We start from the raw sequence: 24,159 nt of genomic DNA on the forward strand, positions 1-24,159 counted from the left end.
TCAAACCTTAAAGCAGCTTCCGCCGACAAACTCTCTGCATATTGAGTTTCTCGGAAGCATTGAGCTGTCTACACTTACAAAATAATCAAGGAACTTAAGAAGTCTCTTTGCCTCATAGTACTCAGGCTCTCCCTTTTCTATGGAGAAAAGAAGCGGCTCTGCGTAAGGCTTGATTACCGCAAGTTCATATATCTGCGCCGAGTTAAACATTTCGTCCGCTTCCTCCTGGAACGGGAAAATATTCTCCTCTTCACCTGCACGAACAGACGCCCACATGCTGATAGTCTTCTTTGCCGAAGCGCCCCTTGTCCTTGCATCTCTGACAATTCGTCTGAGCAGCCTTCCGTCCGTTGTGGGAATTCTGTTGTGTGAATCGATGCTGAGTGTTGTGAGCGCACTGATATAAATCTTAAACTTGGACTCTGCGGGAAGTGCATAAGACATCTTCTCGTTAAGGCCGTGAATACCCTCGATAACAAGAATGTCGTTCTCTCCAAGTTTAAGGAAATTGCCGTTCATTTCTCTTTTACCCGTAATGAAATTAAACTCGGGAAGTTCTATTTCTTCTCCGCGCAAAAGAGCTGACATATCCGCATTAAACTTCTCTATATCCATGGCTCCCAGACACTCAAAGTTGTAGCTTCCGTCCTCGTTAAGCGGCGTAAATTCTCTGTTTACGAAATAATCGTCAAGGCTTATGGGATGCGGATTAAGTCCGTAAGTTCTAAGCTGGATTGAGAGTCTGTTTGCAAAACTCGTCTTTCCGGATGAACTCGGGCCTGCGATCATAACAAACTTTACATCCTTACGCTCCTGGATTCGCTGCGCAATCTCACCTATTCTTCTCTCCTGAAGAGATTCCTGAATAAGTATCATCTCGTTGATCCTGCCCTCGCAAACACGGTTATTAAGGTCACCGACATTGTCGATTCCCATCATTCTTCCCCAGTCGCTTGCAAGCTTCATGGTATTAAAAAGCTTCTCTCTGGGCTCCGACATGATAAGCTTATCCGGACACATCCTTGAAGGAAGTGTCAGCATAATGCCGTCATCGCGCCTTGATATCTTATAATTCTCAATATATGAAGTGTTGGGGAGCATATAACCATAAAAATAGTCATAGAAATCCTCAAGCTTATATATATTGATCTCTGAACTTCTTCTGTATTTAAGTAAAGCGACCTTATCCGCCATGCCCATCTTCTTAAAAAGTTCGATGGCATCGTCAATCGGATAAACGCTCTTTGTGATTGGAATTTTCTGATCGATGAGCTCCTGAAATCTGTCGGATATCTTTTTTACAAGCTCATCTGTAACTTCGGTCTTACCATGAAGTGTGCAGTAATAGCTGTTAGAAATAAGGAATTCAATCTTTGCGGCAGAAGCCTCATCCTTGCCCGCAACGTCCCTTATCGCCTTCACAAACATCATAACTGCGGTTCTTCTCATGGTCTTATGACCTATATTATCTCCGTAAGTAAGGAAAGAAACCTCTCCGTCCTTTTTTACTTCCTTCATCAGTTCTCTTATCTTACCGTTAAAAAGAACTGCCGCGATCCTGTACTTGCACTCAGACTGATACTCTTTAGCTATATCTTCAAACTTCGTGCCTTTTTTGTACTCTTTAGCAACATTGTTGATAGTTATTATAGGCATACGCGTTCCTCCTGCATAACCTTCAAAACGGTATCTATATCGGAAAGTTCGGTAGTTATCTCCTGTATCCTGCCGGAGTGCTCCTTCTCATCGAGGTTCTTCAATATGGATTCACACACTTTTTTGCCGTGTAAAAGATATTTCTCCAAAGTTTTATCCCTGTTAAGAATGTTGCACTCTCCGTATCTGTTGCATATTCTAAGAAGCTGCTCATTATCTGCATTTTCGGCCACTTTTTTAATAAGCGAGATAGCACTTTCAAAACTGCCGCCCGGATTATCGTGTGAGGCTGAAGTTTCTGTAATAACAAGCGAAACCTTCATAGGAAAATAAAACTTCCCATCCTCTTCGATAACTCTTTCATCCGTTGTCACAAATCCGCTGTCCCTAAGGTACTGCCTAAAGTCTGCTATATCTGACTGCGGCTGCAAAACGGCCGTCTTTATCCCAAGCTCTGCAGGCTTCCCCTCTTCGAGGATCTTGCGCATGAGATTTCCTCCCATTCCGGCAATAACAATGGCATCGGCTTCGCCCGGCTTAAGTTCTTTTACCCCGTCGGAAAGACGCGTCCTTATGCTGTCTGAAAGTCCGTATTCATCGATATTATCCTTAGCACCGGAAAGCGGGCCGCTTCTTACATCCATGGCAATGCACTCTTTTGCAATGCCATGTGTAACAAGGTATATAGATACATATCCGTGATCGCATCCGACATCTGCCACTTTGAGCTTTTCGGAGCAGCGAAGAAGCTCCGCTATCTCCTTCAAGCGGACAGACATCTTGAGCACCACGTCATTATTTGTGTCATTTATAGTTTTAGTCATATTCATTAATCAAGGTAATCCTTGAGCTTGCGGCTGCGGCTCGGATGGCGAAGCTTTCTGAGTGCCTTTGCCTCAATCTGTCTGATACGCTCACGGGTTACGTTAAATTCTTTTCCTACTTCTTCAAGAGTTCTTGCTCTTCCGTCATCAAGACCGAAACGGAGTCTAAGAACCTTCTGCTCACGCTCTGTAAGAGTTCCGAGAACTTCAACAAGCTGTTCCTTCAAAAGTGTGAATGCAGCTGCATCCGCAGGTACGGGAACGTTGTCGTCCTGAATGAAATCACCAAGATGGCTGTCTTCCTCTTCACCGATAGGTGTCTCGAGTGATACAGGCTCCTGTGAGATCTTAAGGATTTCTCTGACTCTCTCAACAGGCATGTTCATCTCTTTTGCCACTTCCTCAGGAATAGGCTCGCGTCCGAGTTCCTGAAGGAGCTGACGGCTTACGCGGATGAGCTTGTTGATAGTCTCAACCATGTGTACAGGGATACGGATAGTTCTTGCCTGATCGGCGATAGCTCTTGTGATAGCCTGTCTGATCCACCATGTAGCATATGTTGAGAACTTGAATCCCTTACGGAAATCAAACTTCTCTACCGCTTTGATAAGTCCGAGGTTACCCTCCTGAATAAGGTCAAGGAAAAGCATTCCTCTTCCGACATATCTCTTCGCGATACTTACAACGAGACGGAGGTTTGCTTCGGCAAGGCGCTTCTTAGCCTCATTTCCCTTGTAGATAGCCATCTCGATCTCATCAAGTTTAGCCTTTGAAAGCTTTGTTCCGCTCTCCTTGCTCTCTGCAAGTTCCTTCTCAGCTTCAAGTCCTGCTTCCATCTCTTTTGCAAGATTGATCTCCTGATCTGCCGTAAGAAGCGGAACCTTACCGATTTCCTTAAGGTACATTCTTACAGGATCTTCAATACTGATTCCGTCGGGAACAGAAAGATCGATATTTTCCATATCAACCTCGTCCTCTTCGGAGAGCATCATATCATCATCGTCGGGAATATCATCATCGTCGCTTTCAGATACTCTAAGGACATCTATGCCCGAGTTTTCAAGAACTTCAAGGACATTGTCCATCTGTTCCTCATTTAAACTGAGCTCAGCAAAAAAGTCGTTGATCTCATTATACTCAAGAACATTTTTCTTCTTCTTTGCAAGAGCGAGGATTTCTTTTATCTTCTGTGTAAAGAGCTCTCTTGTAGCATCGTCGAGAACTTCCGACTTTCCGCCCTTTTCTTCTTCAGCCTTCTTTCCGGCCTTCTTCTTTGTTTCTTTTGTTGCATCAGCAGATTCTTTCTTGGGAGTCTTCTTTGTTGCCTTCTTTGGCGCTTCCTTCTCTTCTTCCATAGTTTCTGCTGCCTTCTTAGCAGAGGTATCCTCCTTCTTTACGGTTGCCTTTGCTGAGAGCTTCTTGGTTGTTGTCTTTGTCACTTTCTTCTCTTCCTTCTTTTCTGTTTCTTTTTTTGATGTTACTTTTTTAGCCGTTTCTTTCTTAGCTGTCTCTTTTTTAGTTGTTTCTTTCTTTGTTGCTTCTTTTTTGGATGTTTCCTTTTTGGGTGTTTCTTTTTTAGCTGTTCCCTTTTTTGCCGTTTCCTTCTTATCTGCCTCTTTCTTACCGGAAAGTTTCTCGGCAACTTTCTTTACAAGTGTCTTCTTTGTCTCTTTTTCCGTAGTACCAGTAACTTTTTTTGCCATATGATTCTTCCTTTTCTGTTTTATAGTATTTCCGAATCAGTGCATATTACCTGTAGTTAATCGTCGGGCGAGATATCGGCATGTGCCAGCTTCTCAAGATTCTTTTTGCCCTGTATGGTCTTGGTCAAAAACTCGGGATCGTCAGGCTTAAGTTCTCTCTTCTGTCGTTCGTATCCTGCGGATTTAACTCCGTAGATGATATCTCTAAACGCTTTTTTCCTTTGATCCTTTGTTTCAATCTCAACCAGATTTGTATTGAACATCTCAGCAACTTTGCTGTGTTGCTCCTCATCCGTAAATCTATCCAAAATGGCCGCCGGCGAAAAATTACCGTGCTCCATTCCCTCAAAGAGCTCATTAGCAACATTTCTGTAAAGCTCATCGGTAAAGTCATCGGGAACTATCCACTTCTTTACCTTGGGGAAAATAGCCGGCTCATCCGTAAGCCATGTAAGAAGAAGTCTTTGGTTCTTCCGGGCTCCATCCTCGGGAAGGTTCTTTTTCTGTATACCACTCTTTGGCTTATCGGCAGGTCTTACGAGTCCGCCCTGTGAAGCGTAATGAGCAACAAGTCTTCTTAAGTCGTCAACGGCTATATTGTACTTAGCCGCAACCGCCTCTATATAATTCTCTCTTTCGAGAGCTTCTTCAAACTCACACAATTTCTTGGCAAGAGCTCTGTGGAACTCAGTCTTTGATTCAGGGTCTGACATATCGTATCTCGACTGCATTACTCTTACTTCGAAAAAGAATGTATTTTCCGCGTTTCGTATTCGCTCTTCAAAAGCTTCTTTTCCCTCATTCTTAATAAATTCATCGGGATCTTTGTGTGGCCGAAGGTCAAGCACTTTACCCTTAAGCCCCGCTTCTCTCAGAATCCCTATTCCGCGAAGCGCAGCTTTGGTTCCTGCTTCGTCACTGTCATAAGACAAAATGACTTCATCGGTGTAGCGCTTAAGTATCATTGCCTGCCCCGTCGTAAAAGCAGTTCCGAGCGAAGCTACGGCCATATTAAATCCCGCCTGGTGCATAGCTATGACATCCATGTAACCCTCGCAGATTATCATGTAGCCTGCCCTGGCGTTCTTGGCATAGTTAAGCCCGAACAGATTTCTGCTCTTATCAAATATAAGTGTTTCAGGGGAATTTAGATATTTGGGCTTTCCATCGCCCATAACACGCCCGCCGAATCCTATAACCTTCTGCGATGCGTCCTGAATCGGGAACATTACTCTGTTCCAGAACTTATCATGAGTTCCCATTCTTTCATCATGGGAAGCAAGTCCTGCATCAATTATCTGGCTGTCGTTATACCCAAGACTCTTTAAGTGTTTCACAAGGTCGTTGCTTGAGATATTGGCATAGCCAAGTCCAAAGTGCTGCATGGTCTCATCCGTAAGCTGCCTGTTTTTAAAGTACTCCATGCCCTTTTGGCCGCTCTTTCCCCGAAGCTGATAATAATAGTACTTGGCAGCTTCCTTGTTGATATCAAGAAGAATCTGCCGCTTGTCGCGCATAGCCTTTGCTCCGGGTGAATTGTCTTCATCAGGCAGTTTCACACCGGCTCTCTCGGCAAGCTGTTTTATCGCTTCCTGGAAAGTTAAATTGTCATATTTCATCAAAAAAGTGATGACATTCCCGCCTGCTCCGCATCCAAAGCAGTAATACATCTGTTTATTCGGCGACACGGAGAACGAGCCTGATTTCTCGTTGTGGAACGGGCAAAGCCCGAAATAGTTGGCGCCTTTCTTTTGCAAATGGACATACTGTCCTATCACGTCCACAATGTCACTGCGGGAGCGCACCTCTTCTATTATTTCATCTGAGTAGCGCAATTTGGGTCTCCTGAATATATTGGTTTATTTTATAGTACCGTCCATGAACGGGGGACATATACTTCTTCGAAAACAGAAACAGCATATCTGTCAGTCATGGAACTAACATAATCGCATACAATTCTCTCTTTGGATTCTCCTGCTGCCATCATGGCTTTCAGATAGTCCGGAAGTTTCTCCTCGTGGTCGAGGTAATGATGATAAAGAATCTTTATCATGACTTCTACCTTGCCCTCCTGCCCTTTGGCTTCGGGATTGGTATATACTCTTTCAAACATGAACTTCCTGAGTTTCAGGAAAGCATCATATACTTCCTCCGACATCATAATGTCATCCTTGTCCATGCTTGTCGCGATTATATCGTGTATAAAGGTATCAAGCCACTCTCCGTTCGTATAGCCGATCACCTTTGCAAGTTCCTTTGGAACATCACTCTCTTTCATGATTCCGCCGCGGATCGCATCGTCCATATCGTGATGCATGTACGCTATCTTATCCGAAAGCCTTACAACCTTGCCCTCAAGAGTCGACGGCGTAAGATTAAGCTCGTGATTAAGGATTCCGTCCTTAACTTCTCTCGTAAGGTTAAGTCCCTGTCCATAATTTTCAAGCTTCTCCACGATTCTAAGACTCTGTTCATTGTGCCTGAAGCCTCCCGGAACAACGGCATCAAGCGCCCTCTCTCCGGCATGCCCAAACGGCGTATGTCCAAGATCGTGCCCAAGTGCTATGGCTTCAGTGAGATCCTCATTAAGCATAAGAGCTTTAGAAATAGTTCTCGCATTCTGCGATACTTCAAGAGTATGCGTCATACGGGTTCTGTAATGATCTCCGTCAGGTGCCAGAAAAACCTGCGTCTTATCTTTAAGCCTTCTGAACGATTTGGAATAAAGAATCCTATCCCTGTCTCTTTGGAAACAGGGCCTTATATCACACGGTTTTTCAGCTTTTTCTCTACCTTTGGAATTCATGCTGAGTGTAGCATATTTGCTTAAGATCTGTGTTTCTCTTTCTTCTAGCTTTTCACGAATTTTCAATTTTCGTCTTCTTTCTATTAGAATTTTTTGAGTAGCAAATATTTTTATGGGAAACTACAAAAATGAAACCCACATCTTTATTATTCGACGTGAGTTTCACAATTCCTTTTTTTATTTTAAATTTTTTTGCTTTTTTATTTATACAGCGCAAAACGTGCCTCATACTGCTCGTTTATCCACTCAACAGCCTTGGTAAAGCCTTCTTCGCTCACTTCAAAATTCTCACTCAACATAAGCTTCTTATCAGTCTTAGCATATGAGTAGGGTTCAGGCCACACCGTTGCCATAAGTGTCGCGGGGCCTCTCTGATCCACCGGAACGAACTTTACATTTTCAAGCGGTTCACGCGCAAGTCTGTACCTCATTCCCTTGTAGCTTCCAAAATACGCCTCGCCATATTCGTAGTGCATTAAATTAAAAAAATCTTTTTTCTCTATTGCCATATCTGTTAAAACTCGACTTTTCCGGTATCAGTATGATTTACCACGTAATATGCGGCATTGTCCGAAGGCTTGATGTAAACCTGGATTTCTTTGATAGCGGTAGCTTTATTTCCTTTGCTTATGTAATCCTTTTTTGCACGCTCGATTATATCCGAAGTGTTTATCTCATGATGATTGTACTGCACAAAAACTTCTTCTTTGCACGCGCGCTTTGCAGCCTTTGCGGAAATGTCCCGGCTCGCCTCTTTAGCAACCTTGGCTGCTTTCTGCGATGTTTCCTTTACAGTCTTTGCAGCGGGCGCCGTCTTCTCTTTTGCCTTAGTGATATAAGGCTCCGCTTTTTCCTTGATATCTTTTATATAAGGCTCTGCCTTTGTCTTAACTTCCGCATAAACAGGCTCTGCCTTGTCTTTAATGTCTTTTAAATAAGGCTCGGTCTTCTCTTTAATATCCTTAAAGTATGGCTCCGCCTTTTTGATATATGGTTCAGCTTTACTGGTATATGGCTTGGTAGCTTCTTTAACATCTCTCAAAAAAGGCTCTGCAGCTTTCTTAGCTTCTTTTATAACAGGCTCAGTAGCCTTCGAAAACTCTCTTGCTATCTCTTTTATCTTATCTTCTGTAGAATTCATGCCCATTATAGTTCGTCTCCCTTCTGGAAAAATAATCACCTGAATCCCTTCATAAGTGATGCCATAGGTCCTGCCGCATCCTGAAGATCGGCGATTGCTCTGTTAAGCCCCTCAATATCTATCTGAGACAAAGATGTGACCGCCTGTGTGAGCGATCCGGAATTACCCGAAACCAGCTCATTCAGACTATCAGTCGCGCTTTTTACCCCTTTTGCCATGAGATCGATTTCATCAAGTGAGCTTTCCGCCTTGACCGAAACACTGTTGATGCGCGAAAGCGTTACGATTGCCTTCGGCACAATGATGACGCACGTAAGAAGCACCACCAAAAGCATTCCTGCCATACATCCCGTTGCGATTTTCTGGAAAAAGAGCCGTTTCCTCGAAAGATCACGCATCTCGGTAAGAAGACTCTCAGTAAGACTCTCCGGAGATGCCGCGCCCTGCTCTGTTGCAATTTGCTCATTTCCGATCTGCGGCGTCATACTTTGTACCGCCTCGTCTACTGCCGTTTTTTCCGCGTTTTCCTCAATCGCATTCTCTGCTATATTGCCCCCAACATCCTGCGGTTCCATATTATAGATCCCCCTTTCATATCAAGTTTTAATAAAACGCACCGGTACTGAACTTGTCAGCTTTTTAGAACAGTTACATTAATACAAAATATAAAACAGAAATCATTTAATATATGATACCACATTTATCGCACTATTATCGTTGGTTTTTTATCTCAATCGTCATATTTAAACTCCTTTGTTTCGCCATCTTCCTTGTAATACAAAATCTTCTTTTCCCTGTCTATCTTTTCAAATGCATTAAAATGAAGCGGCGCATATTTTTCCGAATCGGCATGACAATCCACTTTGTCTGCTACATCATAGAAAAAAGACGAAGCGTACGAACTGTTATCAAATCCGCTTATATCCCTTTCACTGTCTGTGAACAAAAAATAAGTAAGCCACAAACTGCCTGTATTATCCCACGATGCGCTCTCACTTTTTAATCCCCAAGTCGGATCGACATGGTAATTCTTCCCATTTAACTTTACAGAAGTCCAGGAGTGCATCATCTCGCCATCACCACCAATTTCAATCGCATCAACATCGCACTGGCAAAGCAAATATGCGTAATAATTAGCAAGCTCGTTGCATATTCCTTTTTTCCTGTAAAGGCATCCGTATACTCCACCCAATGGCATATCGGCAGATTCAAGTTTCTCCAAGTCCGAATAATCATAACTGCAGGTTGATTCTACAAAGTCAAATAGAGCAAGGCATTTCTCAAAATCCGTATAATCGGGCTTCACATTGTCATTCAGAACTTTGCAGATATCTTCCTCAAACTGCACTTCTTTCGCCACAAACTCATCCTTGGGTATCTTGTAAGCAATCTTTCCTACACCGTTTTCAAAGCCTTCATTTCTGACACTCAGATCATCAGTAAAAAGACCTCCAATAGGAAACAACGCATTTAGTGTCGAACAATCCGTAGCCCAATTATAAGCTTCGACATTCTCACACTTAAAAGTATCCTCTCCTGCACGAAGCGCATCGCACAGGTTAAAAAGCGCCTCCCAATGTGCCTCATCATATAAATCCGAAATTCTCTTGGGCCTTAGGTGATAATTAAACGAATAACTGCCCTCTTCTTTTGTATCTGCATCAGTCTGCTCAGTGTCTGTACTTCCGCCATCCTGTGCAATATCAGTATTCTCTGTTTCCGAAGCTTCTACATTTGCTTCATTTGTTCCCGGATTTTTTCCGCACCCCGTAAAAAGCATGGTTGCTACAACAACGCTCGCTATAATTCTTTTCATCTGTTCCTCCCGTATACCTAAAAATCACTACCTGAATTCAGTCTTCAGGTAGTAATTCAAAGCAGTTCTTATTTAAATGAATAGCTGTTCTTTCTGATAAAGTTTCTCACATCAGTTTTCTTAAGAAGATCGGATTTTGTATCCTTATCCGGCGCTTTGGCTGAAAGATAAGCAAAATCTGACTTCTTGTATATCTCCCAAACTTCATCTATCGTCTTGCCTTCAAACTTTGTACCCTTGAAAAGACTCTTCCACATCTCTCCCCACTTTTCTTTCTTGAAGTCAGACATGCAGCAAACCTCAAAGAAGTCGCGGATAATATCACGGCTGGATGAAGATGTTTCCTTATCGAGCCACACCAAAAATCTCACTGAAGTTTCGCGGGTTTTCTGAGTGTTCGCATCGGGAAGCACCCAGTTTTTGTCATTGTATCTTCCGTCTTTGTAAGCATAGATATATCTGCAATAATCTGCAAATACTTCGGAATATTTAGGGAACTCAAGATTATCCCTCACAAAACCTCCATGTACAATATGTGCAAGCTCATGAGTCAGAACATCGAAATGATCGTAGTGCTTATCTAAATACTTATCATGAAGATGAATCCTGTTCTTCTTAGAATTGGCCGAAGCAATCTCATAACCTTCATTTTCAATCGCTATCGTAACATCTGTTGTGGCTTTTTTATAATCACCAAATCTCTTGTACATCTGAGGATATACCTCGTAAAAAAGATTCTCAATATGGTCAAACTGCTCAACATTTGTGTATCCGTCCCACTTAGTAAGGTCAATCGTAAGCGAATACTTTATGCCATCAATGGTCTTGCTTGTCTTAAGCATTTTTCCTGTCTCATCAAGGTCACTTCTTTTTGCAAGTGCCGCCTTATTGTCGGCATTTGAATCTGCGTGAACCTCAAGAGGCGCAGCCGAAGCCAAAACAAGAGCAAAAATCAACATCTTGGGTAAAAATCTTAGTTTCTTCATGTAATTCTCCTTATGTCAAAAAAATCCAAGGGCACTAATACCCCACAAGGGAGTATAACATGTTCTTAACATTTTTTAACCAATTCGATTGGAAAGTTCGCTAAATATTCACATTCAAAAATAAGCAAGACAAATCCCTAATTACTTTTCCTGCCCCCGATACTCTCCATACTTTCTAGATGCTATTATTCTCATTCATAATGCTGATTCAAGTTTCTTTTTTACGGCTTCAAAATCAAGTGGACTTTCTGCGCTTTCTAAAGATATAAGCAATGTATCACCAAGTACAAGTCCGCTTTTCTCGTATGATATCAGCTTTTTTAGATTCTTGACCGCATATTCGGAATCATTAACAAGCCCTAAATGTTCCCAGTAAATTGTTTTATCTTTCCTTACGCTATATATTGCAAAGTCCGGAAAGATATGTCTTCTATCTTTCAACAAAAATTCCGGTTCATATACATACGGTATCTTCATACTATATAAATAATCCGCAATAATCTTCTCCGATTTGGATCTGACCGTTTCCCCTTTAATTGTCTTATGAGCAACAGCCACTTCCACAGAGTTCTTTCCACCATTAAAACTGTTGTACCATTCTTCTATTCTCATTTCTTCCGTAGACCATATAGGACTTATCATCTCTTTCCTTCCGCGACACAGACCACTATAAACTCTGTCAATCATTCCAATGTCATATCCTTTTATAAAAGCCTCCATCCTCTTCATCAGCGGTTTTAATTCACGCAAAAGTTTCTCGTCATAATCTCTCTGAATCAGGAGGCGTATCATATCCCTCCTCGCAGATTTGATGTATTCTCTTTTCTTGTCACCGTTCTTGCGAAAATAGTATTGTGGGACGCCGCGGCATGATGTAACTAGAATTTTGCCGTCATCTAATCCTTTATATCTTGTTTTTCTTTTCTCAAGAGTGTTGATCATCCCTCGAATTTCATTGAATTGTCCAATTAACTCATTTCTGTAATCTATCATTGCTACATTTGTTCCTTTCAAATCTCTGTGTAAAGCTTATTATTTGTCTTTTTTGGCTTTAGGCACCGTACACATCCTCCACAAATTTTCTGTGCGGTGCCTCTTCCCGTTTTCGCACCATACACATCCTCCGCAAACTTTCCGTGCGGTGCCTCTTCGCGCTTTAGCACCGTACACATCCTCCACGGCTTTTCTGTGCGGTGCCTCTTCGCATTTTCGCACCGCACACATCTTCCACAGCTTTTCTGTACGGTGCCCCTAACAAAACATCATCACGACCGGCCCTATTCAATCAAAAATAAATCCCTAAAAATCATTGAATCATTTTGGCGAATGCCAAATGAAAAAACAAGAACAAAAAGTCGCAAAGCTCCTCTTTGTATAACACATCAACGCACATACTGCATATCAAAATAAATGCATACCAATTGTAAACATATAGAGCATATTTATCACCACAAAAATTTAGCACAATTATCAATAAAAAACAAATATTACATGCACCGGTATTCATTCACCCACATTTCTTACCACAAGCTTATATCTATAAGCATGCAAGATAGTTCTTGAGCTGTTTGGCCTTCTTTTCCAACTACTAAACAGACTACTTTTGGAATGAAATAAAGACAATTTTATTTCACATCCAGTATCACAAACTCATATCTTTAAATGGAAAATGTAAAAAATGATAGAAGAAGATAAAAAGAGTGTGGGTTTAATAAAAGCCCGTGTTATGTGGGTTAGGCAAGAAAAAAGGTCTATCACAAAAAGTGATAAACCTTGATAAAATATCGTGCGGAAGATGGGACTTGAACCCACACGACATAAACAGTCACAAGATCCTTAGTCTTGCTCGTCTGCCAATTCCGACACTTCCGCATTCCGTCGTCATCTCTCTCGCGACGACTTGTTTATAATAGCAAAGTATGCGGCTTTCGTCAACACCCATTTTTTATTTTTTTCAAAAATTTTTTTCTGTTATTCCAAAATGTCATTTACCGCAAGCTCACTACCCATCCGCTCAATCAACCTGATCCGTGTAAAAACCCGCAACTCCAAGCGCTTTGTACCTATCCATGTCCTTCTTATCATTGATGGTATGGACAAAAAGCGGCACTCCGGTTTCGTTGATCTCAGACACAAATCCCGCGTCGTCGACCCAGACATCCGGCATTGTAAGTGCGACAAGCTCCATATTTTTGCAGCTCTGTATTATCGCTTCGCTCTCACGCTCATCTTCATCCGCAGCGTAAAGCGTGTAAATAACATACGAAAATCCCGCATCCTGCACGACTTCATACTCTTCGTCATGATAAATCTGAATCAAAAAGCGGTTCATAAGATCCGGAATACATTTTGAGAAAGTCCCGTACACTCCCTTGATTCCGGCACCGGAAGCCTCCTTGATATCGGTAACCACATACATATCATTATGCTCTCGCATAAAATCCGCAAGCGTATAGATATCAAGCGGTGTAAGTCTGTCATAAACCTTTGAATTCATGAACTCATTATGTTTCGGTGCCTTGCCAAAAGAAAATCCCAGTGCCCACGCACCATCTGCATTGTGCGCACAGACAGGATATCCGTCACTTGTGAACATGAAATCCATCTCTATCATTCTTTTGCCCGCATCATATGCATTCTGAAGTGCTTCCAGACTGTTTGTGTAAAAGAGCCCCTCTCCGCCGTCTTCAGAATAGCTTCCCGCAGCATGAATGACAAACTGCTCTTCCCTAAGCTGTTCTCTCATACCGGGAACGTCAAACGCCTCGTATACAGGCTTTCCTTTTTCATATCTTTCTTTTGACTCGGGCGAAATCTCAATATCAAACGGATTGAATCCGTCGATTGCCATTACAAACCACGCTCCGGGGGCTATATGAGGACTGCTGTCATATATCCAGGGAGTACCGTCAAAAAGATCCATTCCCGTGTTTATGCGTTCTCCCGAGCAAGCGGGAATACGACCGTCAACCTTTAAAATTCTGCAAATTGAATCAATCGCTCCGTAAACAGCTCTTCTTTTTCCACACTCCTGATAATAAAGAGCCGTAAACGCCGTTCCTTCTGTCCAGAATCCTCCTGCTGCCTCGTCAAGGCAAAAAGCATATCCGTTGTCGGACGTTTTCATCTTGCCAATATTTTTTCGAACACGTCTGTCCTTGATAACACCGTCAACCGCAAGCGCCGTCCAAACCTGCGCATCAAGAACGACCTGCCCAGTGTTCGGAGTTATACCGTCAGAAGCTGTTCCGATATAGTAATATCCTTTTTTTGCATCATACATACTGTCTATGAATTTCTTTGAATTCTGCGCAGCCTCATTATATTTCTCATCGCCCGTAAGCTCATAGAGCGCATCAAAAGCAACCATACAGTCAACATTGTGCTCAAGAGATTTATAACTAAGCACCTGCGCCTGTGACATGTCATTTTCAGGCCATCCGTTTATACCCGCAATAAATCCGGGATTTTCGTCCGCGCAATTCTCAAGAACCCAGTCCATAAGGGAAACCGCGGTTTTGGTATAAAGATATGTATCCTCTTCTTCTCCGTACAATTTGTCATACCAAAGAAGTGCAAGGGACACCCACGCCAAATTGCCGCTACTGCTGCCGACAAGCGAAGGATCTTCGACCCACATATTCCTCTCATTGTCATAATATCCGGGAAGTCTTACACTTCCGCAAACATCTCCGACAATGTTTCCCGCAGAATAAGCATTTCTTACTCTCTGCACATCTCCCCTGTCATTGACCGCGGCATATATGAAAGCATCAAGAATAGCAGATGCAGACTCTTTATCTCCATCCGCCATAAACGCAAGCGCACACAGCGCATTGTCGTATGAATAAGCTATATCTTTTTGATTCTCCTTATCCGTGTCATAAGAAGCAAGCAAAAAACGCCCATTCTCTTCACCGGATTCTTTTGACATATCACGAAGTGCGGACCTTATCGCAGAAACAGCGAGTTCTTTTTCATTTCCGTACTTCTCTGTCAACTTGACAGAATACTGGTAATAAACAGAATAAACTATGCAAAGGACTGCCAGCAATAAGCTGGCAGCCATTACAAATATGATCGCAACAGGCGTTTTTTTCAGTTTCTCCTTCACTCAGCCCCCACTTTTCTTCTAACCTGTCTTCTGATATCGACTATCTCACGAAAAAAATTTTTACCTTTTGAGTTCTCAATTACTGAAGTTTCGGGTTCTTCCGGGTCCTCGTTTGCCTCTTCCAACCAGCCTTTTATTCCGCTATAGTCCACGTTCTCTCTTACCTTAATGATCTTTTCAAGTGAACTTACATCCATAGGCTTATAGTAATGGTATCCCTGTGCATAGCGGCATCCGAAGTTCTTTAGATATTGCTCATGCTCATCTGTCTCGACCATTTTTACAATAAGCGGAATGTCCATAACCTGTACGCAGTTTGCAACAGTATGAAGTATAACTGCAGCCTTGGTTATATGACCTTCCTCATCATTAAGCACGTTCATGTTGAATGTGATCACTTCGGGCTGCACAGCCTGAAGCATTATCATAGATGAATATCCGCTTCCGAAACCGTCAATAATAAGCGGGAATCCTGCATCTGAAATATCCTTTATCATAGCAAGGATTTCTTTATCAACATCATTATACGTCTTATCCGAAATCTCGATCATAATGAGCCTGCGCGGAACTTTGTATTTTTCGCACAGATCTTTAAGCGTCTTTTTTACATCTATGGAAAAAAGATCCGCACGGGTTAAATTAATCGATACAGGAATGCACTCATCTCCGTCTTTAATTTTTTTGCCCTGCCATGCTATAACCTTCTCCCAGATAAGTTGGTCGACGATAAGCGTAAGTCCTGATTTCTCAAGTACGGGAATGAACTCGCCCGGGCTTACAAATCCGCGTTCTCTGTGATTCCAACGAACAAGTGCCTCACCGCTTATGATCTTTCCTGTATTTATGTCACATCTTGGCTGTATAAAGAATGTAAACTCGTCGCTGTCAATACCTCTGCGGACATCCCTAAGCAGCTTTACTTCCGCATCAAGCTTCTTGTCCATTTCCGAGTTGTAGTGAACAGAACGCTCTTTTAAGTTTCCTCTGAGTCCGTCAAGTGCAAGAAGCGCTCTGTCATACATTTTTTCTACGGCAAGAGTGGTATCACGTATCTCATACACACTGATAAGCGGGAAAAATCCCATGAACTTCGGATCAGTCTTTACATAATCCGACAATTCGCCCTGAATCTGGTTCAAAAGAGCATCTCCGTTCGGCACGATACAGATAAAGTTTCCTCCGGAAATATGTCCCGGAACTCCACCGAATTTGTCAATTATATAAGCAAGCTTATCGCCAATCCTGTCAGCGTATTCTTCTCCGACGTCATGTCCGTACCAAAGATTCAGGACATGGAAGTTGTCAATCTCAACCGCGTACAGGAAAAGATGCTTATCGGTATTCTCATCAATAAATTTTCTTGCTTCTTTGAAGAAAACAGAAGCGTGGTAACATTTAAGCATATTATCAGACTCCCTTCGAACCAAAATTCCACCTTTCTTTCGCTGGAACAACTGCGGTGTCATGAAAAACGGAGCAAATGCTATCAAAAACAGCTCTGATATGCAGGCTGCCTCTGCAGCTCCAACCCGTGAAGAATACAAAAGTATATGATGTATTCTTTCAACGCAGAAAACAAATACAACAAGGACGCCTTTGTTTTTCAGGAAATACTTGTAAATGAATCTCAGTCCTTCTGTAAACGAATATACCAGCGTACTTACTGAAGTAGCGGGAAAAGCGTGTTCCTTCTTGGTTATTACGTTAAGGAAATACTTTACTGCACCTGCTCCTGCAGGGAATGTACATCCGGAAAAAGTGAAAAACATCAGAAAGCTCTCGGAAATCCTAAAGAGGTACTCTTTCTTTATTTTTCTTGAAAGTAATATTGTTCTTAGCGACGGAAGTATGATAAATACTATGCAGCAAAGAGCGTATCCGAGGAACATCAGGTCAAGCATTCCCGTAAGCGTTATGATAACTATGTAAGGTAAGAGCAATGCATTGTTTATTCTTGCAATGAAGTAGATGATCATGTAAAAAGCATCATACCATCTAGTCTTGCCCCACTCCATCGTACCGCTCAGGAACATCTCGATCAGTCCGTATGTATATCTGTATTCCTTCATGGCATCTTCTGAATATGTTCTTGAAGCATACTCGGTAAATTCAAGACCTTGAACCTGTGAGTATTTGCCGTGCCATCCTCTTGCATAAAGTCTTATTGCCAGATCGAAATCTTCGGAAACCCTGTGCTCATGCCAGTATCCAAGCTTGGCAAGCGCTTCTCTTCTTATAAATACGTTATGTCCTACAAGCGGGACAAATATTCCCTTAAGAGCCATGCACGGGAAGACATTCTGATTATTGTTGTTAACCTGTCTTCCGGAAAGTCTTGCAAAGAAGTTTTCCTCCATGTTTGACGCCTTTGTAGCGCACTGAATATATGCAAGCTTATCATCTCTTGTAAATTCAGGTACTATCGCACTTATTATTTCAGGATGAAGACCGGAGTCCTTATCTATGAGAAGTATTATGGAGTTTGTATGGATATTGCCCTCTGCATGTCCACCTTCAAACTCTGCTCCCTCACAAACAAGATCTTTGATCTCATTACCTTCATCAACCCTGCGTCCTATTCTAAGAGTGTAATTAAGATTTGAAGACTTCTTGAATATTCCCGGTCTGTTGTAAGGAGGTCTTACAACAAAGCTTACGTTGACCTTTCTGTAGTAATATACTCTTTCTATAACTCTGTATGCGTCGGAGCCAACTTCCACTCCCGCAACAGTTCCAAACTTGGAGTATTCTTCGATCTTATCCTCCAAAGATTCGATCGTACCTACATTTTTAAGCAGCACTCCTATTCCGTCATCGGAAACTATTACATTACACTCTTTTCCCGTCTGCTTCTTATAATCTTCTGCCGCAAGCTTACTTCTGTATACAGTCTCGAATATAACGCCGTTCTCCTCCATGTACACAGGAATTGAGATCGTAACATCGGGAAGGCTGTCCTTATCATAATCAAGCCACAGAGTATTCATGTAAGCATCGTTATTTATCTTTTTCTTTCCGTTAAGTATCGAAACTACCGGCGGAAGAACCGAAAAGATAAAATCTACGGCAAACACCGTCGCATGAGTAAATGCAATAAATGACCATATATAAAACAGCCAGAAAAGAACGCTGCTCATTGCTTCTACTCTTACAAGCGCGTATTTAAGCACGATCACATGCAGCCATATATTCAAAATGAACGAAAGAACATACAGGCAAATACCCACTACTTTAAAGAAGCGCATTTCACCCTTGTGTATTACTTTCTCTTCTTCAGACTCGTTCACTTTGGAAACATTATTAAATTCTTCAACTGTCATTTTTCTAATCATCGCGGCACCCTAAACAGATCAGGGACATTCCCCTGTCTGTCGCCGATATTGTTATATTCCATATAGAAATATCCTGTAACGTCTATCGGCGCTTCATCATACAAGTGTACAGTTCCATCTGCGTCCATGTATTTCATACCCGATCCAAGCACGGGATACTTTGGCGCTATCTGAGTCATATACTGATAATAAGCAGGTCTGGGGAGCTCAAGCTCCTTTAAAAGTTCAGGAACTATATAATTGGTGCTTACAGTTCCTATACTGTCGATCCATGAATCCGCAGGAATTTCAATGTTGCTCCACATCAAAAACGGTGTTCTTCTTAAGTTATATTCTTCTATGTCGGAATCCATGTCCGAATCAAGCACATCATATGCAAAAGAAGGACAATGATCCCCAAGCATGCAGATAACTACAGGTCTATCAACGTTTTTGTAGTATTGAATGAGATCGTAAAACGCCTTGTCCGATGTCTGCATACAAGACAGATACTCGTTCAAAACAGATGTGGCTGCACCATACTCCTTAACGGAATGGATAATGTCTTCACCGGCAGGATTCTGATCCCAGCCTCCGTGATTCTGTATTGTCAAAAGATACATGAACTGCGGAACATTCTCGCCGCCTGCCTGTTTTGCAACGTTGGATTCATATTTTTTTATCATATTGTCATACAATGATTTATCCGTTGCATAAGCTCTGTTTGCATAATATTCAAGGTCATGAAAATCTTCCCCAAAATATACATTGTCAAAACCAAGCTCCTCATAGCCTCTGTATCTCGAATAATTGGAACCCGATTCCGAATGCATTGCCGTTGTCTCATATTCAAGCTCGTTCAGGATTGATACAACGCTGAGGCTGTTATTCATATCAAGTACGTTAAACGGGGCCATGTTATTTATAAGCTTATTCGAATTTCCTGTAAGAAGCTCATATTCAGTGGCATTTGTGCCGCCTCCGTAGTTCGGAACAACTACATAGCCTTTTTTCACATCATCCATACCTGAAATATAGGGCATGTACTCCGTATCGGTCTCAAGATCGGTCACAACACCGAAATCATAAAATGTCTCATTAAGTATAAGGATAATATCAGGCCGCTCCTGCGAATACCATGTTGAGACATTAAATGTGGGAATATCAGCCACATCATAGTTATCAGGCCTGCTTACAACGTTTCTTAAGTTTTGGAATGACTCAAGGCTGCAAAGTGCATATCCGTATGTGGGATAAACTTCCCTCCACGACCATGCCAGAATACTCTCAGGCTTTTTGGAAACAGGAGAAAGAACAACCATATCAAATATCGCAAAAGTGACTATTGAATAGATAAGTCTCTTCCACAGCCCGTCGCCCCAGACCTCTTTCTTTTTCCCATCAATAAGATACAAAGCAAGTGCAAAAAATATTCCAAAAAAGAATAATCCTATTATCTTAAAGAAAGTCTCATCAGGTGCAAGCGTAGCTCCTCTTATAACATTGAGTGCAGTTCCAAAGTTCTGAATCTCCTGGAATGTAAGAGGCATTCCGTGCAGCAAGATAACATAATGATTTATAATCGCAATGATAGAGGAAATTGTAACGGAAACAACACTACATATGACGTCATTTCCGACAAACAGATACAATATAGACAATAAAAATGCAAAAATAGAAAAATTAAGAAATAAAACACCACTAAAAAACGAAACCGGAATCGCACCTCTAAATGAAGTTACGCTTCCTGTTTCTACTATCAAAAAGCACATGTAAACAACAAGCACGGAGATCAGCAAACGAAGTATGTATCTCCAGCTCATTTTCAAAAGTCGTCTGATATCGAAAGATGCATTCCGCACCCCTCTCTTTGCAATAAGGCTTATATCTCTAGATGTCAATAGGCAATCCTCCTGATATAAACTTTAACGGCTTTCATTTATTACTTATTACTTCTTATCGGTCATTCATTTCAATAACATTAGATTATTTTTTGTATCAATATTATATTACAGACCGGGCTTGTTTTGCGATGAAAAAACGATAAAAAAATAATGCCCCAGGGATAATATTTCCCTAGGGCAACTATAAAAAAAATATCATTATTTTTATTATTCTTTTACACCACCAAGTGTAAGTCCGCTTACAAAGTACTGCTGCAAGAAAGGATAGATACAGATGATAGGAAGCATCGTAACTATAGATGCAGCTGCACGTATTGATGTAGGTGTAATGGAGCTTGTCGAGTTCTTCATCGACTGAGCCGATGTACTCTGGCTTGTTACAGAAGCAAGGAGTTTCATAAGCTCGTACTGAAGAGTTGTAAGCTTATCACTCATTCTGTTGTAAAGCATAACGTCAAACCATGAGTTCCACTGATATACAGCAACGAAAAGAGCTACTGTAGCATAAACAGGCTTACAGAGCGGTGAAATAATATTAAGGAATATAGTCGTATATCCCGCACCGTCCAGCTGCGCCGATTCCTCAAAACTGTTAGGTATTCCGTTCATATATGTTCTTATAACGAGCATATTGAATGCGGATACCATTCCGGGAATTACATATACCCAGAATGAATTTGTAAGGTGAAGTCCCTTGTACAAAAGAAAAACAGGGATCATACCACCATTTACATACATTGTTACTACCCAGAACAATGAAAGGTGTTTTGCAAAAAGGAAATTCTTGCGGCTTACGATAAATGCAAGTATAGCGCAGGCAATAAGCGAAAGGGCTGTTCCCACAACAGTTCTTGCAACCGAAATATATGCACCTACAAGAAGATCGTCCTTCTTAAATACTGTGATGTAGTTCTTGACACTAAATTTTCTTGGAAGAAGGTAAATACCTCCTCTAAGTGCGTCAAGACCATCGTTAAACGAAATAGCAAGTGTATTCAGAACAGGGTAAAGCGTAACAATCACAAACACTGTCATGAATATTGAGTTAAATGTGTAAAAAGCAATGTCGGCTTTCGACATTTTTCTTTTCTTGTTAATTGTATTACTCATCGCGCTTCCCCCTTAGAACAGTCTTTCTTCGCCGTGACGCTTGGCGACTTCATTACATATCAAGATCAGAACGATACTGACTGCACTCTTAAATATACCCGCAGCCGTTCCAAGTGAGTAATCCATCTGGCTAATACCCCATTTAAGAACATAGATATCGATTGTCTGGGATACCTTCTGTACAAGTCCGTTACCAAGCAGATACTGAATCTCAAATCCTGCATTAAGGACGTTACCAACATTCATGATAAGAAGAATAATGATTGTTGACTTAATTCCGGGGATGGTAACATATCTGATCTTATCCCATCTTCCCGCGCCGTCGATAGCTGCTGCTTCATACAAAGCAGGATCGATAGCCGTTATCGCAGCCAAATATATAATTGCATTCCAACCTGTTTCCTTCCAAACATTTGCGAAGGCTACGATAGGCCAGAAATACTTTTCATGTGCAAAGAAGTTAATGGGCTGGGAAACCAAATGAAATTTAGTAAGAAGCTCATTAACAATACCTGCTCCCGAAAGAGCATCGTGAAGAATACCTGTAACAATGATCCATGAAAGGAAGTGAGGCAGATAAGAGATTGTCTGAACAACCTTTTTCTTGCGCATTCCCTTAATCTCATTTAATAAAATAGCAAATAAAATTGCCATTATAGTTGTAGCTACAAGATTGATAACACCCATTGCAAGAGTGTTTCTGATTACTCTGATATATGTTGCATCGGAAAAAAGAGCCTGAAATTTGGCAAGTCCGATCCATTTTGAATGTAAAATTCCATCCTTTGGCTTATACTGCTGGAAGCCCATAAGCCAGCCTATTAAAGGCGCATAACAGAAAAGGATACCGTATGCAAAAAAGAATAATGACCATACGATAAGAACCCACTGTCTTTTAACTTGTTTGATAAATTCATCTTTCGGCATGCCCAAAAGAGTTTTTTTATTCTGCTGAGCCATATAACCACTCCTCGTTTTCTTCAATTTCCCCAAATTAGATAAATATAGCGGGCATTCTTTTGTGAATACCAAGAAAGCCCGCTATAATCTTAGTTTTACTTAGTTAGTATACTTAGCTGCCTCTGCAATTCTGCGCTCCAACTCAGTCTGCATCTCTGAAAGGAAGTCTTCAGGTTTGCACTTCTTGTAAGCTTCCATGTACTCAGCCCATGCGGAGTCGAAGTTATCTGCCATAACTACCTTAGGAAGGTACTCGTGCTTGCACTCATCCATAAGATTGCTTGCTGTACCGCCGGGTGTTGCTGTAGTCATAGTCTGTGAGAATGTGTACATAGGATACCAAGGTCCGGGAGGAGGTGTTGTTCCAAGCATCTCAACGTATGTCTTAACACCGTATGCCTTGAAGCAGTTCTTGAGGTTATCAGAAAGTCCGTCATAGAACTCTGTCTCCTGCTGCTCAGGCTTCATAGCATTTTTGCCATCTCTGCTTGTTCCTTCCCACTGAGGGAAATATGAATACTCACACTTGTGAGAAGCCTTATATCCTGTATCAGCATCGTTGTCTCTCATTTCCTGAGTCTTTGAATACATTCCGTCGTCGCCTACCTGGTAGTCAACGTCCTTAACACCCCAGAATCTGAGATCCATGATTTCCTGACTAAGAAGGTCGTTTACGAACTGAAGTGCACCTTCAACATCCTTACAGCTTGTTGTAATGGCAAGTCCTGAACTTGTGTGTACAATTCCGCCTGAGTTGTGCCACTGGTTCTTCATACCTTCTTCGATCGTGATCGGAAGGGGAACATACTGGCAGCCCTTAGCATCAAGGCCTGCTGCCTTAAGAGCATCACCTGCTGTGTATGCGAAATCCCACCACTGGTCGATCATACCAAGTACACGACCTGTTGAAAGTTTAGCGATATACTCATCATATGTCTGTGTGAATGACTCAGGATCAACGATACCCTTCTTGTACTCTTCATTGAGCTTCTTGAAGTACTTAACAGCTGTATCTGTTGTGTTGTAGTCAACAATCTTCTTGTTATCTACATCAACGATAACTGAACCGTCGTTCGGATATCCGTCAAGGAACTGAGGTGCATTCTCAAGACAGAAGTATCTCCAGTCCTCACAAAGAATTGTATAAGGAATGTTTGCTGTTCCGTCTTCCATTGTAGGATTTTCTGCGTAATATTTTTCGATAAGATCAAAATACTGATCCATTGTATGAATCTGAGGATAACCTGCCCACTCAAGAACTCTTGTCTGGATCCAGAAAGCCTCGTCATTATGTGCGCAGACTCTCTCTTCACCATAGATATTAGAGAACTGAGGGATCCAATAGATGTGTCCATCACTCTGACGAAGTGAATCCCACTCCTGATCCGTGAAGAATTCTTTGATGTTAGGATATTTGTCGATATAATCATCAAGTGCAACAAGTGCGCCTGCCTCATACATCTGTACGGATCCGTCACCTGCATCTACGAAGTCAGGGTATTCACCACCCGCGATAAGAGTACCAACCGCCTCTTCTGCTGTCTGACCAGTGAGCCAAGTTTCTTTTACTTTTACGCCTGTTTTCTCGGCAATGATCTGCTGAATCTCATTATCTTCATTGATTTCAGCATGAGGAACGGAGAAAAATGCTGTGAATTCCTTTACTCCATCTTTTGAGCCGGAATTATCAGCAGATTTTCCATCTGATGAGCTTCCACCCGATCCACACCCTGACAGTGTTGCGAGAATCATGCAAGCTGCCATGAGCATGCTAACAACTTTCTTCTTCATAAAAGATATCCTCCTTATTTTTATATAAATAGTTTAT

The 24,159-nt window shown here is 41.7% G+C and carries 17 protein-coding genes and 1 tRNA gene; all 18 read right to left on the reverse strand.

Going from position 1 to position 24,159, the window contains the following annotated elements; translation table 11 throughout:
- On the reverse strand, positions 1-1,656 hold the full coding sequence (locus DL92_RS0109400) for a nucleoside kinase (RefSeq protein ID WP_026655316.1): 1,656 nt from the start codon (positions 1,654-1,656) through the stop codon (positions 1-3).
- On the reverse strand, positions 1,647-2,486 hold the full coding sequence (locus DL92_RS20265) for a class I SAM-dependent methyltransferase (RefSeq protein WP_051625287.1): 840 nt from the start codon (positions 2,484-2,486) through the stop codon (positions 1,647-1,649). The genes DL92_RS0109400 and DL92_RS20265 overlap by 10 nt, the downstream gene beginning before the upstream one ends.
- A complete protein-coding gene (gene rpoD / locus DL92_RS0109410; RefSeq protein WP_081670527.1) occupies positions 2,486-3,835 on the reverse strand; it encodes an RNA polymerase sigma factor RpoD in 1,350 nt (449 codons plus the stop codon). Before rpoD ends, DL92_RS20265 begins: the two co-directional genes overlap by 1 nt.
- Before the next feature lie 404 nt (positions 3,836-4,239).
- Positions 4,240-6,018, reverse strand: coding sequence for a DNA primase (dnaG, locus tag DL92_RS0109415; protein ID WP_026667507.1), 1,779 nt, complete (start codon positions 6,016-6,018; stop codon positions 4,240-4,242).
- 29 nt (positions 6,019-6,047) lie between these two features.
- The gene (locus DL92_RS0109420) at positions 6,048-7,055 is read right to left on the reverse strand and encodes a deoxyguanosinetriphosphate triphosphohydrolase (RefSeq protein WP_026655321.1); all 1,008 of its coding nucleotides are present in this window, start codon (positions 7,053-7,055) and stop codon (positions 6,048-6,050) included.
- Positions 7,056-7,189: 134 nt separating this feature from the next.
- A complete protein-coding gene (locus DL92_RS18855) occupies positions 7,190-7,498 on the reverse strand; it encodes a hypothetical protein (protein WP_027208174.1) in 309 nt (102 codons plus the stop codon).
- 5 nt (positions 7,499-7,503) lie between these two features.
- Complete coding sequence (locus DL92_RS20270; protein WP_051198916.1) at positions 7,504-8,136, reverse strand: DUF6465 family protein; 633 nt, start codon at positions 8,134-8,136, stop codon at positions 7,504-7,506.
- 29 nt (positions 8,137-8,165) lie between these two features.
- Positions 8,166-8,705: a hypothetical protein gene (locus DL92_RS0109440; RefSeq protein WP_026667508.1), complete on the reverse strand. Its 540-nt coding sequence runs from the start codon at positions 8,703-8,705 to the stop codon at positions 8,166-8,168.
- 155 nt (positions 8,706-8,860) lie between these two features.
- Entirely contained in the window at positions 8,861-9,946 is a 1,086-nt protein-coding gene (locus tag DL92_RS0109445; protein ID WP_026667509.1) for a transglutaminase-like domain-containing protein, read from the reverse strand.
- A 68-nt stretch (positions 9,947-10,014) separates the two neighbouring features.
- Positions 10,015-10,932: a hypothetical protein gene (locus DL92_RS0109450; protein ID WP_026655325.1), complete on the reverse strand. Its 918-nt coding sequence runs from the start codon at positions 10,930-10,932 to the stop codon at positions 10,015-10,017.
- 195 nt (positions 10,933-11,127) lie between these two features.
- The gene (locus tag DL92_RS0109455; RefSeq protein WP_197027249.1) at positions 11,128-11,925 is read right to left on the reverse strand and encodes a hypothetical protein; all 798 of its coding nucleotides are present in this window, start codon (positions 11,923-11,925) and stop codon (positions 11,128-11,130) included.
- A 794-nt stretch (positions 11,926-12,719) separates the two neighbouring features.
- Positions 12,720-12,804, reverse strand: a tRNA-Leu gene (locus tag DL92_RS0109470).
- Between the two features lie 142 nt (positions 12,805-12,946).
- Entirely contained in the window at positions 12,947-15,046 is a 2,100-nt protein-coding gene (locus DL92_RS0109475) for a glycerophosphodiester phosphodiesterase family protein (RefSeq protein WP_026667511.1), read from the reverse strand.
- A complete protein-coding gene (locus tag DL92_RS0109480; protein WP_026667512.1) occupies positions 15,043-18,378 on the reverse strand; it encodes an EAL domain-containing protein in 3,336 nt (1,111 codons plus the stop codon). The genes DL92_RS0109475 and DL92_RS0109480 overlap by 4 nt, the downstream gene beginning before the upstream one ends.
- Entirely contained in the window at positions 18,375-20,258 is a 1,884-nt protein-coding gene (locus tag DL92_RS0109485; protein ID WP_026667513.1) for an LTA synthase family protein, read from the reverse strand. Before DL92_RS0109485 ends, DL92_RS0109480 begins: the two co-directional genes overlap by 4 nt.
- A 210-nt stretch (positions 20,259-20,468) precedes the next feature.
- A complete protein-coding gene (locus DL92_RS0109490; RefSeq protein ID WP_051198972.1) occupies positions 20,469-21,341 on the reverse strand; it encodes a carbohydrate ABC transporter permease in 873 nt (290 codons plus the stop codon).
- A gap of 42 nt (positions 21,342-21,383) precedes the next feature.
- Positions 21,384-22,331 (reverse strand): ABC transporter permease, encoded by a 948-nt coding sequence (locus DL92_RS0109495; RefSeq protein WP_026667515.1) that lies wholly within the window; start codon positions 22,329-22,331, stop codon positions 21,384-21,386.
- Between the two features lie 99 nt (positions 22,332-22,430).
- Complete coding sequence (locus tag DL92_RS0109500) at positions 22,431-24,122, reverse strand: type 2 periplasmic-binding domain-containing protein (protein ID WP_026667516.1); 1,692 nt, start codon at positions 24,120-24,122, stop codon at positions 22,431-22,433.
- Positions 24,123-24,159: the final 37 nt, after the last annotated feature.

Origin of the sequence: Butyrivibrio sp. AE2005, from assembly GCF_000686965.1 — a bacterium.
In the GTDB taxonomy this organism is placed as follows: Bacteria; Bacillota; Clostridia; order Lachnospirales; family Lachnospiraceae; genus Butyrivibrio; species Butyrivibrio hungatei_A.

Coding starts and splice junctions, on each gene's coding strand:
- DL92_RS18855 (WP_027208174.1), bottom strand. CDS start 7,498: ATGGCAATAGAGAAAAAAGATTTTTTTAATTTAATGCACTACGAATAT.
- DL92_RS0109440 (WP_026667508.1), bottom strand. CDS start 8,705: ATGGAACCGCAGGATGTTGGGGGCAATATAGCAGAGAATGCGATTGAG.
- DL92_RS0109490 (WP_051198972.1), bottom strand. CDS start 21,341: ATGTCGAAAGCCGACATTGCTTTTTACACATTTAACTCAATATTCATG.
- DL92_RS0109500 (WP_026667516.1), bottom strand. CDS start 24,122: ATGAAGAAGAAAGTTGTTAGCATGCTCATGGCAGCTTGCATGATTCTC.
- DL92_RS0109400 (WP_026655316.1), bottom strand. CDS start 1,656: ATGCCTATAATAACTATCAACAATGTTGCTAAAGAGTACAAAAAAGGC.
- DL92_RS0109450 (WP_026655325.1), bottom strand. CDS start 10,932: ATGAAGAAACTAAGATTTTTACCCAAGATGTTGATTTTTGCTCTTGTT.
- DL92_RS20265 (WP_051625287.1), bottom strand. CDS start 2,486: ATGAATATGACTAAAACTATAAATGACACAAATAATGACGTGGTGCTC.
- DL92_RS0109445 (WP_026667509.1), bottom strand. CDS start 9,946: ATGAAAAGAATTATAGCGAGCGTTGTTGTAGCAACCATGCTTTTTACG.
- DL92_RS20270 (WP_051198916.1), bottom strand. CDS start 8,136: ATGGGCATGAATTCTACAGAAGATAAGATAAAAGAGATAGCAAGAGAG.
- rpoD (WP_081670527.1), bottom strand. CDS start 3,835: ATGGAAGAAGAGAAGGAAGCGCCAAAGAAGGCAACAAAGAAGACTCCC.
- DL92_RS0109455 (WP_197027249.1), bottom strand. CDS start 11,925: ATGATAGATTACAGAAATGAGTTAATTGGACAATTCAATGAAATTCGA.
- DL92_RS0109480 (WP_026667512.1), bottom strand. CDS start 18,378: ATGATTAGAAAAATGACAGTTGAAGAATTTAATAATGTTTCCAAAGTG.
- DL92_RS0109495 (WP_026667515.1), bottom strand. CDS start 22,331: ATGGCTCAGCAGAATAAAAAAACTCTTTTGGGCATGCCGAAAGATGAA.